The organism is Sporomusa acidovorans, from assembly GCF_900101845.1.
Classification (GTDB): Bacteria; Bacillota; Negativicutes; order Sporomusales; family Sporomusaceae; genus Sporomusa; species Sporomusa acidovorans.
In genome coordinates this window covers 83,937-96,510 of sequence record NZ_FNAM01000004.1, presented here as the reverse complement: position 1 = coordinate 96,510, position 12,574 = coordinate 83,937, and the positions used below count along the sequence as shown (strand labels likewise).

General features: G+C 39.8%; 10 protein-coding genes. All 10 read left to right on the top strand.

Annotated features, from left to right (window positions below; all coding sequences use genetic code 11):
* Positions 1-86 precede the first annotated feature (86 nt).
* The 10 genes from BLR65_RS05060 (at position 87) to BLR65_RS05015 (ending at position 12,545) form a co-directional block, all read left to right on the top strand.
* Positions 87-881, top strand: a complete 795-nt coding sequence (locus BLR65_RS05060) for a tyrosine-protein phosphatase (protein ID WP_093793102.1) — start codon at positions 87-89, stop codon at positions 879-881.
* A gap of 466 nt (positions 882-1,347) precedes the next feature.
* A complete protein-coding gene (locus tag BLR65_RS05055) occupies positions 1,348-1,989 on the top strand; it encodes a polysaccharide biosynthesis/export family protein (protein WP_093793101.1) in 642 nt (213 codons plus the stop codon).
* Between the two features lie 38 nt (positions 1,990-2,027).
* Positions 2,028-3,488 (top strand): GumC family protein, encoded by a 1,461-nt coding sequence (locus tag BLR65_RS05050; RefSeq protein ID WP_093793100.1) that lies wholly within the window; start codon positions 2,028-2,030, stop codon positions 3,486-3,488.
* A gap of 3 nt (positions 3,489-3,491) precedes the next feature.
* A complete protein-coding gene (locus tag BLR65_RS05045; protein WP_093793099.1) occupies positions 3,492-4,202 on the top strand; it encodes a CpsD/CapB family tyrosine-protein kinase in 711 nt (236 codons plus the stop codon).
* The gene (wbaP, locus tag BLR65_RS05040) at positions 4,195-5,682 is read left to right on the top strand and encodes an undecaprenyl-phosphate galactose phosphotransferase WbaP (protein ID WP_245692444.1); all 1,488 of its coding nucleotides are present in this window, start codon (positions 4,195-4,197) and stop codon (positions 5,680-5,682) included. The genes BLR65_RS05045 and wbaP overlap by 8 nt, the downstream gene beginning before the upstream one ends.
* The gene (gene wecC / locus BLR65_RS05035) at positions 5,682-6,941 is read left to right on the top strand and encodes a UDP-N-acetyl-D-mannosamine dehydrogenase (RefSeq protein ID WP_093793097.1); all 1,260 of its coding nucleotides are present in this window, start codon (positions 5,682-5,684) and stop codon (positions 6,939-6,941) included. The genes wbaP and wecC overlap by 1 nt, the downstream gene beginning before the upstream one ends.
* Before the next feature lie 5 nt (positions 6,942-6,946).
* Positions 6,947-9,070: a bi-domain-containing oxidoreductase gene (locus BLR65_RS05030; protein ID WP_245692466.1), complete on the top strand. Its 2,124-nt coding sequence runs from the start codon at positions 6,947-6,949 to the stop codon at positions 9,068-9,070.
* Between the two features lie 16 nt (positions 9,071-9,086).
* Complete coding sequence (locus tag BLR65_RS05025; RefSeq protein ID WP_093793095.1) at positions 9,087-10,442, top strand: phenylacetate--CoA ligase family protein; 1,356 nt, start codon at positions 9,087-9,089, stop codon at positions 10,440-10,442.
* Complete coding sequence (locus BLR65_RS05020; protein ID WP_143122506.1) at positions 10,412-11,551, top strand: glycosyltransferase family protein; 1,140 nt, start codon at positions 10,412-10,414, stop codon at positions 11,549-11,551. Before BLR65_RS05025 ends, BLR65_RS05020 begins: the two co-directional genes overlap by 31 nt.
* A complete protein-coding gene (locus BLR65_RS05015; protein WP_093793093.1) occupies positions 11,538-12,545 on the top strand; it encodes an NAD-dependent 4,6-dehydratase LegB in 1,008 nt (335 codons plus the stop codon). The genes BLR65_RS05020 and BLR65_RS05015 overlap by 14 nt, the downstream gene beginning before the upstream one ends.
* Positions 12,546-12,574 lie beyond the last annotated feature (29 nt).

Here is a 12,574-nt window from a genome sequence, read left to right as displayed (position 1 = left end):
GGAATATCGTTTGACAAATGAAAAAGTCCGAGCTACACTAAATTTGTTGTTATAACTACGATTTAGTCTAAAGGAGTAGCTTATTCATGCTGGATTTACATTGTCATATTATACCAAACATTGATGACGGAGCGAAAAATCTGGAGACTTCCCTGGAAATGTTGCGTATTGCCCAACAAAACGGCACAAAAGGTATTATTGCCACTCCCCATGCTATTGAGGGTGAGTGGCTGCCTTCCTGGAAACAGATTCTGGAAGGTTGCGAATTGCTTAGGCAAGAGGGTGCCAAAGCAGGGCTGGATATTCCCACTTATCCGGGTGCAGAAGTAGCGATTCACCAGGATATTTTGAATATTATTCAAGGACCGGGGCCGTATTGCCTGAACGGTGGCCGGTATATGCTGGTTGAATTGCCGGCCATGGAGATACCCGGTTTTACCGAAGATTTTTTCTTTACTCTTCAGACTAGGGAAATTACCCCGATTTTGGCTCATCCGGAACGTCATCCTATTCTCGCTAAAAATCCGGAACTATTAGTGGAATGGATACAGAGGGGGATTATGACACAGATTAACGGCACTAGTCTTATCGGTAAAATGGGCGAGCGGGCCAAAAACCTGGCCGAACTTTTACTCCAAAGAGATATGGTTCATTGTATTGGCTCAGATGCGCATAGTGCCGGACACCGCAATCCTGATTTAACTGCTGCCGTAAAAAAGGTGGTATCTATTGCCGGTGAAAAAAAAGCCAAGTGCATTATCGCCACCAATCCGGAGAATGTCATTAACAGCAGGGATGTGGAAATGTTTGTAGTAAAAGAAGGGAACATATCGAAAAAAACAAATTTTTTTAAAAAATTACTTGCCCGGTTTATCAGTTAAGTAACTGGGTTGTAGAATTTATTAAGAAAATGTTGGTAAAAAGTTAATAACCCTGTTATAATATAAAATGAGACAAAAGTCTCAGCAAATAAGTGGAATTGTCTGGAAACACAGAAGTAATTGCTCAATTGACCTTACTAGACCATGAAGATATCAAGTTTAGAGTATTGTGCAAGAAGTAGCTTATGGGTCAAAAATAGATGACCTTGCCCTCGAAAAGGTTAACCGGATTGTAGAGTATTTAAAATATTACCTGCTATTTGCGAAGAAATGTGGAAAATAAAGCTTAGCAAATAGCTAGAGAGCTAGAGGAGCATCCTCGACTTAAAAGTCGGGGTGTTTTTATGCTTTTTGGATTAAATTACTGGGAAATAATACTATTTAGATGTTCGAAATTATGGTAAAGGATTTTGTAAAAAAATAGAGAAATATAATCCGTAAACTTAATAGAATTGGAGGTTAATGAGTGAAAACCAAATCCGGTGTCTTAATATTAGTGTTGCTTTTTTTTATTGTTTTTAGTGTATTTCCAGTTTATGCGCAATATTATCAGCTTGCCCCGGGGGATGTACTTGAAATTAGCGTTTGGGGCTATGAAGAATTGCAAATAAAAGAAGTTCCGATTAGGCCGGACGGGCGCATATCTTTTCCGCTGGTCGGCGAAGTACAAGCCGCAGGTCTGTCCCCGGTAGCGCTAAATCAAATAATAACGCAGCGCCTGCGCAATTTTGTAAAAGATCCGATTGTAACTATAAATATACTCAAGTTACGGACAACCAGGGTTTATGTACTGGGAGAGGTAGCAAAACCCGGTATGTATGAACTGGAAAAGCAGCACAACCTGCTGGATGCCATAGGTATTGCCGGCAGCTATACGAAGTATGCCGCTAAAAAAAAGGTCTTTGTCATTCGTAAAGACCAGACGGGGAAACCTCTGAAAGTTAACTTATTGCAGTTGCTGGAAAAAGGCGATATGTCGCAAAACGTGGAATTGGCCGATGGGGATGTTGTTTTCCTTAGCGATAACGGCCGTATTGATTTTGCCAAAGACATTTTGCCGTGGGTTTCTGCGACATATCAAATCCATGAGATGCAGGATGACAACTAAACATCTGCATCATCTAATTAGAATTTGGAGGCTGACCAGTGGAGGAAACAACCTTAGATTTGCGAGATATTATCAAGACTCTAAAAAAACGGCGTAAGCTAATCCTAAATACGTTCTTGCTGTTCGTGATAACAACCCTTATAGTCAGCTTTTTGATACCCCCTACTTATGAAGCCGAGACTACGCTGAGAATTAAGCAGCCTAAGGGATTGGCGGATTCCTTGCTTGCCGACTTGCCGACAGGCAATCCGATGAGTACCAAGCAGCTTATGTCTACTTATGCCGAGATAATAAAAAGCCGGACGGTCGTTCAGGAAGTCATTGATAAAACGCAGGCTGATAAAGAAGAGCCGCCTACATATGAGGATATGTTGAAAAGGATTACTACACAGCCTCTGAAAGATACCGAAATCCTGAATATCAAGGTAAAGGCCAAATCGCAGGAAGAGGCGCAAACCGTAGCCAATACCCTTGTTCAAGTCTTTCTTAACAGGATGACCGATTTAGTCCGCTCCGAACAGTCAACGGTGCGGGGGTTTATCGGCGAAAGGATGCGGGAGTCAAAACAGGAACTCGAGCAGGCTGAGGACCGCTTGCAGAAGTACAAATATCAAGAGAAAATAGTATCTCCTTCCGATGAAGCCAAGGCGATGGTAGACAAACTTTCTGATGTGGATAAGCTTGCCGCCGATAATCAGGTCGCTCTGGCTTCGGCTCAGGCTAAGATGAGCAGCACGAGCCAGCAATTGAGGCAGGAAAAAGCAGGTTTTATTGCCGACAGCCCTTTGATTCAGCAATATAAAGGGAAATTGGCCGACCTGGAAGTACAGCTTGTCAGCTTGTCGCAAACGTATACCGGCAAACACCCTAAAATCATTGAGCTGCAAGCCGCTATTGCGGAAACCAAAGCTAAACTCAACACCGAAATAGCGCGAATAGTTAATTCGGAAGCTCCCTCGGTGAACCCGGTCCACCAGGGACTATTGCAGGAAAATCTGCAGTCGGAAGCCGAAATTGCTGTTTATACCGCCCGCAAACAAGCAATTGACAAAATTATGGCGGCAGGCCAGCAACAGATTGTCCAATTGCCGGCCAAAGAGCAAGGGCTTGTCAAAGTGATGCGTGACGCGAATGTTGCTCAGGAAATTTATATTATGCTGGCGAAACGCTATGAAGAAGCCCGTATCAGTGAAGTTATGCAACCAACCGATGTGCAGGTGATCGACATAGCGATTGCACCGGAAAAACCGGTGTCGCCGAAAAAAATGTTGAATATTATTATTGGCTCTATTTTAGGACTCTTTGTAGGAACGGGCTTGGCTTTTGGTCTGGAATATATGAACAGATCGATACGCACGGCCGACGATGTCCGGCAATATCTTGATTTGCCGGTATTGGGAAGTATTCCGGATTTTGATGCAGAAGAAAAAAGGAGTTCCGGCAGTCAATGGAAAAATTTTACTGGACTATTCCACAAAGATAGGCAAAGGGGGATGTAAACGATGGCACATATTCGCAGGCTAATTGTTCACGAACAGGCTAAATCTCCCATTGCGGAAGCTTTCCGGACATTGCGGACCAATATTCAATTTGCCAAAGCAGACGGCGTCATCAAAACAGTCATGATGACAAGCGCCGGTCCCGGCGAGGGAAAATCGACAACTATGGCCAATCTTGCCGTGGCTTTTGCTCAGTCAGGCAAAAAAGTAATTCTCATGGACTGTGATCTTAGAAAGCCGGTTGTACATAAAATTTTTGGTGTAAAAAATAAAGGCCTAACGAATATTTTAGTTGATGATATCCCAATCGACAATATCATTCAGCAGACTGAGGTGCCCAATCTCCAAGTAGTTACTAGCGGACCTATTCCACCGAATCCGTCGGAATTGCTGGGTAGTTCTAAAATGCAGCAGATCATTAACCAACTGAGAGATAAAGCCGATATCCTGTTTTTGGATGCGCCGCCTACAGTTGCTGTTACCGATGCATCCGTGCTGGCTGCTAAGGTTGACGGTATTGTACTTGTTGTGACTTCCGGCATTAATCGCCCAGAAATGCTGCAGAGAGCAAAGGAATTATTAGTAAAGGCAAAAGGGACTATTCTGGGAGTTGTATTAAACCGGGTGGAGATTGAAGAAGAGCATGCATATTATTACTATTATTATGGCAGCGGTGATCATACCCAAAAACGATCACATAAGAGGAGTGAGTGATGATATGCCCCCAGAGACTGAGACGCTTGTTTTGGAGCAACGATTTGCATTATCCAACGCAAATCGAATAGGAAAATGGATTGCACCGATAGTGTTGTTTTGTGTGGACTATGGAGCTGTTGTTGCTGCATTACTGTCAGCGTTATTTCTGCGGGATAAGGTTCTTCTTGGCATTATGCCACAATTGCAGCATGCATATATACCGGATAGTTATATATTTTTTTTAATCCCGATCATGTACTTGGGTTTCTTACTATATGAAGGGCTTTATTCGAAACGGTTGCCTTTTTGGCAATGTGTAGAAATAATATTTAAGAGTTCCTTGTTTGCCACATTGATGACTGCTAGTATTCTTTATTTTACCGGAGTGGCGAAAGAGACATCCCGTTTATTTATCTTATTTAGTTGGATTTTTTCTTTTCTGTATTTGTCAATTACTCGCCATGTGACGAAAAAGATACTATTGAAATTTGGGCTGTGGCAAAAATCGATAGTTGTTATTGGAGCCGGAAGAACAGCGGAATTATTAGCAAAAACTTTTAATGATGAACCTGGTATGGGGTATAAAATAGTTGGATTTATTGAAGATAAAGACCGGCCTCTATTAGATGAATATCCACATTTGGGTTCATTTTCAGATGTCGAACAAGTAATTCAGACTACTGGGGTGCAAGATGCCGTTATAGCTGTACCGGGATTAGAACGCGAGCAGTTACTTAATTTAGTTTGCCGCATTCAGCCCTATGTCAGAAATTTGACGATTGTTCCTGATTTATTCGGTGTTCCACTAAGCAACATGACAGTGGAAACCTCGTTTAATGAGAGAATGGTCATGTTAAATGTTTGTAATAATCTTGCCGAGGCTCGCAACCGTATGTTTAAAAGAATTTTTGATCTTCTTATTGGCATACCAATTTTAATTACTATAGTACCTGTATTGATTATATTGAGCATTATCGTAAAAATAGATTCACCGGGTCCGGTATTGCATATTGCAAAGCGATTGGGGAAAAACGGCCAGGAATTTTTGTGTTATAAATTTCGTACGATGTATGAGAATTCTGATGATATCTTATTAAAGTATTTTGCGCATAATTCCATAGCGGAAGAGGAATGGAATAATTTCGCAAAATTGAAGGGCTATGATCCACGGGTAACACATATGGGCAAATGGTTGCGTAAATTTAGTCTTGACGAGCTGCCACAAATTTTTAATGTCTTGAAGGGTGAAATGAGCTTGGTGGGACCCCGGCCTTATTTACCGCGGGAAAAAGAAAAAATGGGGTATTTTCTTCCGGCGATTTTGCAGACTGTGCCGGGGATAACTGGCCTATGGCAGATAAGCGGCCGTAATGAGATTGATTTTAACGGACGGTTAAGAATGGACGAATGGTATGTTCGAAATTGGTCAATGTGGCATGATATTGTGATGTTGATTAAGACAATCAAGGTTGTTGTGACGAGAAAGGGAGCTTACTAATGGGTAAAATATGTGTTGTTGGACTTGGCTATATTGGATTGCCTACAGCCAGCTTACTTGCTACGAAGGGATTTCAAGTACATGGTGTGGATTGCTTAAAAGAGATAGTAGATAGTATTAAAAATGGTAAAGTGCATATTTACGAACCTGATTTGGATGTTTTAGTGAAATCTGCAGTTAATAGTGGACATTTGCAGGTAGCTACACAGCCGGAAGAAGCGGATGTTTTTGTTATAGCTGTACCAACTCCTTTTCGAGATGAACATAAGCCGGATTTATCCTATGTCGAGGCAGCTACCAGGGAAATTGCACCCTATATAAAATCTGGCGATTTAATCGTTTTAGAGTCAACTAGTCCGGTGGGAACAACTGAAAAAATTGCTCAATGGCTGCGGCATGAGCGTCCTGATCTTTCTATTCCGTTTTATAAACAAATTGATTATGAAAAAGATAAAAATCAAGGTCAAGTATTTATTGCTCACTGCCCGGAGAGGGTGTTACCCGGATGCATTCTACGCGAGTTGATTGAGAATGATCGCATTATTGGCGGTCTAGATAATTCTTCAGCCCAGAAGGCACTAGCTTTTTATCAAACCTTTGTTCACGGTCAAATCTTTCTTACCGATTGCCGTACCGCAGAAATGGCAAAGTTAACGGAAAATGCATTTCGCGATGTGAATATTGCTTTTGCCAATGAACTATCGCTTATTTGCGATAAACTAGAAATTAGCGTCTGGGAATTAATTGACTTAGCGAACCGGCATCCACGCGTAAATATATTGCAGCCTGGTCCGGGAGTTGGCGGCCATTGTATTGCCGTAGATCCATGGTTTATTGTGGATTCAGCTCCAGAACAGTCAAAATTAATACATGCTGCCCGGCTCGTCAATGATAATAAACCTAAATATATTATAGAAAAGGTTATTCAGAAGGCGGAACGATTTAAAAAGCCGGTTATTGCTTGTCTAGGTTTAGCTTTTAAACCAGATATCGACGATTTGCGGGAAAGTCCGTCAGTAGAAATCGTTAAAACTCTAGCTAAAAACAGAATTGGTGAAATATTGGCTGTTGAGCCGCATATAAAACAATTGCCGCTTGCGTTGCAACAGTATCCCGATATTATATATACGGATACTTCTCAGGCAGTACAACAGGCGGATATCATATTATTATTGGTGGATCATAAAGCGTTTAAGCTTATTGATCGAAATATGCTGAACGAAAAAATAGTTATTGACACCAGGGGGATGTGGCGTTGAAGCAAGTGCTTATAAAAAAGGGACAGGCCATTGTAGAGGAAGTGCCATCTCCTCAGGTAGAAGCGGGACAGATACTGGTAAAAGTAGAGCGCTCCTGCATATCGATTGGTACTGAGATGAGCGGCGTACGCAATAGCGGAGTGCCTCTGTGGAAAAGAGCGCTTAACCAGCCTGAAAACGTAAAAAAGGTACTGAATTTGGTGAAAACCCAAGGCGTAGCAAAAACAACAAGCCTGGTGAAAGGAAAGCTGGATTCGGGTGTTCCTACCGGATATTCCGCAGCAGGAAAAGTAGTCGGGATTGGTTCCGGTATACATGACATAAAAATTGGTGATAGAGTAGCGTGTGCAGGCTCACAGTGCGCTTTTCATGCAGAATATATCAATGTGCCACGTAATCTTGTTGTTAAAATGCCTGATAACGTTCCGATGGAGGAAGCAAGTACAGTCACCCTCGGAGCGATTGCTCTGCAGGGAATTCGCCGGGCTAATCCGACATTGGGTGAAACCTTCGTAGTAATCGGGAACGGCATATTAGGGCAATTGACGGTTCAAATGCTTAAGGCTAACGGCTGCCGGGTGATTGTCAGCGATTTAGACCGCCAAAGAATCAAAATTGCTCTCAAGAATGGGGCTAGTTTTGGCATTCACCCTGAAGATGGACTGGATGTTGAGCAAGTTGCCCGCATCACTGCCGGAATAGGTGCCGATGGAGTAATCATCACGGCAGCTACCCCTTCCGACAGTGTAGTGTCAACGGCTTTTAAAATGTGTCGCCGCAAAGGCAGAGTGGTACTGGTAGGAGATGTTGGGTTACATCTAAACCGGGAGGATTTTTATCAAAAAGAAATTGATTTTTTCATATCGACATCCTATGGGCCAGGCAGATATGATCATCATTATGAAGAAGAAGGATTGGATTACCCGGCAGCTTATGTTAGATGGACTGAAAACCGTAATTTGGAAGAATATATTCGCCTGCTTAGTGAAAATAAAATTCAAGTCCGCTCAATGATACAGGCTGTTTATCCGGTTGAACAGGCCACTGAGGCTTATAATAGGCTGAGCAATGGTGAGGATAAACCGTTGATGGTGTTGCTGTCATATCTGGAGGATGAGAATTCAAGCCCATTAAATAAAGTCATGATATCTTCTTGTGCTTCTGGCAAAGACAAGGTGAGGATTGCTTTAGCAGGTGCCGGTGGATTTGCCAAGGGAATGCACTTGCCTAATATAAAGGAACTGTCTAATCTGTATCATTTGCAAGCTGTGATGAGCCGGACCGGTCATAACGCTATGAGCACAGCCAAGCAGTTCGGGGCATCTTATGCGACAACTAGTTATAACGAAATACTAGAGGATAAAGATATTGATGCGGTATTAATTGCTGCCCGGCACAATTTACATGCGAATATGGTAATCCAGGCACTAGAAGCAGGCAAGCACGTATTGGTGGAAAAACCATTAGCCCTAAATGAGCGGGAATTGATACATGTAAAAGCTTTTTACGAGCAAGAAAAAAGTGATAATGCCCCTGTATTATTAACGGGTTTTAACCGTCGCCACTCAAAATATGCGAAAGCAATTTATGACAATATATCAAAACGTACGAATCCCCTGATGATTAACTATCGAATGAATGCCGGCTATATCCCGTTAGATAATTGGGTGCATACCGAAGAAGGCGGCGGCCGCAATATTGGCGAGGCTTGCCACATCTATGATCTGTTTAATTTCTTGACGAATAGTAAGGTATTAAAAGTTCAGGCACAAACCTTAATGCCTGCGACAGGCTATTACAGTCCTAACGATAACTTTGTTGCAACTGTATCTTATGAGGATGGCTCTGTAGCAACGTTGACATATACAGCTCTGGGTGCGAAGGACTACCCTAAAGAACATATGGAAATATATTGTGATGGGAAAGTTTTTGTAGTAGAAGATTACAAGAAGTTAACTACTTATGGTATTAAGACAAAAGAGATTCAGACTAAGAATAGCGAAAAGGGACAAAAAGAAGAAATTGAAGCTTTTGCTCAATGTATATTAAAAGGTGGAGAATGGCCTATACCTTTGTGGCAGCAAGTGCAAGCTATGGAAATCGCATTTGAGGTGGAAAAAATTTTCTAGTGCAGGGAGTTCTTTTATGTTGAGTATGCTTAAAAAATTTGTAAAGAAAAACCGCTATATTGAGAATACCGCACGGAACTTAAGAAATATACGACCGTTAACCAAAAGATTGTCAAGCCATTTTTGGGATTATTATGCATTGTTAAATGAAACCCAGTATTACGAACCACAATATATACAAGAACTGCAGTTTGAGTTATTGAAGAACACACTAAAACACGCATATTTAAACAGTAAGTTTTATCGAAATCTATATGATAAATATGGGGTTAAAATAAGTCAAATACAATCATTTGAAGATTTTAGAAGTCAAATTCCGATAGTTGATAAATCGCTGCTGAAAAATGCCGGCGGTTTAACAATTAAAGTCCCTGACATGTATAAAATTACCACAAGTGGGACAAGCGGCGCACCATTTCAATTTTATGGAGACAGAGAGAGCCGTGAAAAAGAACTGGCTGCTATATATCACCAATGGAGTCGAGCGAATTTTACGCCGGATTTTTATCGAATCGAGATGCGCGGCTTCCAAATTGAGCCTATTGCAGAATATCCGGATTTAAATTTGACCAGATTTTCTATTGTAAATATGAATGATAATATGGAACAAATGGTCAACTATATCAACGAAAAAGAAATAGCGTATTTTCATGGCTATCCGAGTGCTATAGCCAAGTTTGCAAAATTGCTTAATGAAAGCTCATTAAAGTTGATTTCGCCAATTAAGGGTGTACTGTTAGCGTCAGAAAATATGTATGAATGGCAAATAAAAGAGATCGAAGATTATCTTAACCCAGAAAAGATAATAGCACATTATGGTAATTCGGAGCAAGTGGCACTCGGCGCTTGGTGTGAAACAAATCGGAGTTACCATTTTTTGCCTTTATATGGGTATGTTGAAAAAGGACTAAATAATGAACTTATTGGTACAGGCTTTTTAAATAAAACTACACCATTTATAAGATATAGAATGAATGATCTTGTATTAGATTGGACGGAAGAAGTATGTCCGCAATGTGGGCGGGGTTATACACCTGTTATTAAGCAGATCGGCGGTCGCTTGGAAGATTACTTGATAGATGAAAAAAGTGAATTGATCCCTCCGGCTGTAGTTACCTTCCCATTTAAAAATTTAAATGTAATGAAAGAAGTTCAAGTTTTCCAAATAATAAACAAAAATATCATTCTCCGTTATACGATACAAAACAGCTATGACAGAGAAAAGCTAAAGATTGACAAAAATCAATTAACTATAGGATTTAAAACTATGCTTGGCGAGTCGATTGACATATTTTTTGAGGAAGTAGTTGAAATTACATTAACTGATGCCTGTAAATTCAAATGGATAATATCGGAAGCCCATCAAAAATAAACGGGAATCTACCTAAATGTGTGGTGCAAATTTTGAAGAACAAGAAAAAAATCGCTATTATTGGCCCATATCCTCCGCCTTATGGCGGGATATCTGTTCATATTCAGCGGGTATTAGCGCAGTTAGAGAGTTCGGAAATAAGATATTATGATTTTTATAATGAGACAAAAAATAGTGGATATCATGGAAATTTTTATTTATTTTATAGCAAAATAACGAAAATGTATTCTTTATTGCGTTTATTTTTATCTCCTTACAAGCTGATCCATCACCATTCTCCAGATTTGCGTATTAGAATTATTTTAGGGATATTGGGATTAATGGGGAAGAATGTATATTTACATATACATGGTGCTTCCTTAAAAAATGCATTAAATGCTGGTGGAATTAAAGGAATACTAATGCAGAAAGTCATAAAACATGTCCATATTTTAGCTGATAACTATGAGATTATGCAGATAGCAAAGAAAAATCACGCCAAGTCGGTAACTATGATAGATGCGTTTATACCTCCCCTTTATAGTGAAGCTATTTTTACGGAATTTTGCGATAATCATGTATTGAATACTGATAATTATGATGCAATCATTAGTATGGTAGGCTGGTTTACTTATTACAATCAAGAAGATTTATATGGATTTGATTTATTAGTAGAAGTAGTAAAAGAATTAGCAGTCAAATATAAGATACTAGTACTTGTGAGCATCAATGGAGTGATAGCACAGAACTTACATGATGATTTTGTTGAAAAAATTGAAAAAAATAATCTTGTGGAGAATTTTTATTTAATATATGAAGATTTAACGGAGGTTTGGCCTATATATCTATTGTCTGATGTATTTTTACGCTTAACAAATACGGATGGTAATGCACTTTCAATTAATGAATCTTTGTGGTTTGAGACTCCTGTAATTGCTAGTGATTGTATTGATAGGCCGAAGGGAACGATTTTATTTAAAAATCGGGATGTTAAATCATTAGAAAAAAAAATCGAGCAAGTTATATTGGAAAGAGCAAATTTATTAACTTGTAAACAAAAAATAGAAAAAATGAAAACAAAAAGATTTACAAATCGTTTATTTAAGGAGATTTATCATGTTGAAGAATAAAAAAATTTTGGTAACAGGTGCTGATGGGTTTATTGGTTCTCATTTGACAGAAGAGTTAGTACGGCAAGGTCATGAGGTTCGTGCTTTTGTATTTTATAATTCATTTAACTCCTGGGGTTGGCTGGATTATAGTGAAAAGAGTATTAAAGATTCCCTGGATATTTTTGCCGGTGATATACGGGACCCGCATGGGGTGAAAACTGCCATGCAAGGTTGTGATATTGTTTTGCACCTTGCGGCTTTAATTGCAATTCCCTATTCTTATCATTCTCCCGATAGTTACGTGGATACAAATATCAAAGGAACATTAAATATTTTGCAGGCAGCCAGAGAATTGGAAGTTGAGAAAATAGTCCATACTTCCACCAGTGAAGTCTATGGAACAGCAAAATATGTTCCGATTGATGAGAATCATCCATTGCAGGGGCAATCTCCGTATTCGGCTACCAAAATTGGCGCAGATCAAATGGCAATGGCATTTTTTCGTTCTTTCCGTACGCCGGTGGCGATTATTAGGCCGTTCAATACTTATGGGCCAAGACAATCGGCTAGAGCAGTTATTCCCACTATTATTACGCAAATTGCCAATGGCATTAACAATATAAAATTAGGAGCCTTACATCCCACTCGTGATTTTAATTATATAAAAGATACAGTCAGTGGTTTTTTGGCTGTTGCTGCTTCTGAGCAATCAGTAGGGGAAGTTATTAATATTGGCAGTAACTATGAAATATCTATTGGTGAAACGGTAGAAGTCATTGCTGAAGCGATGAAAACAAAAGTTAATATTATTTCCGATGATATGCGTGTGCGACCAGATAAAAGCGAAGTAGAGAGATTATGGGCTGATAATGCAAAAGCATTCAATTTGACTGGATGGAAGCCGCAATATGCTGGTAAAGATGGATTTAAGAGAGGTATACAAGAAACTATAGCATGGTTTACCAACCCAACAAACTTAAAACAGTATAAAGCTGATATTTATAACATATAAGTAGTCTGTTGATACAATAAAGCATATGC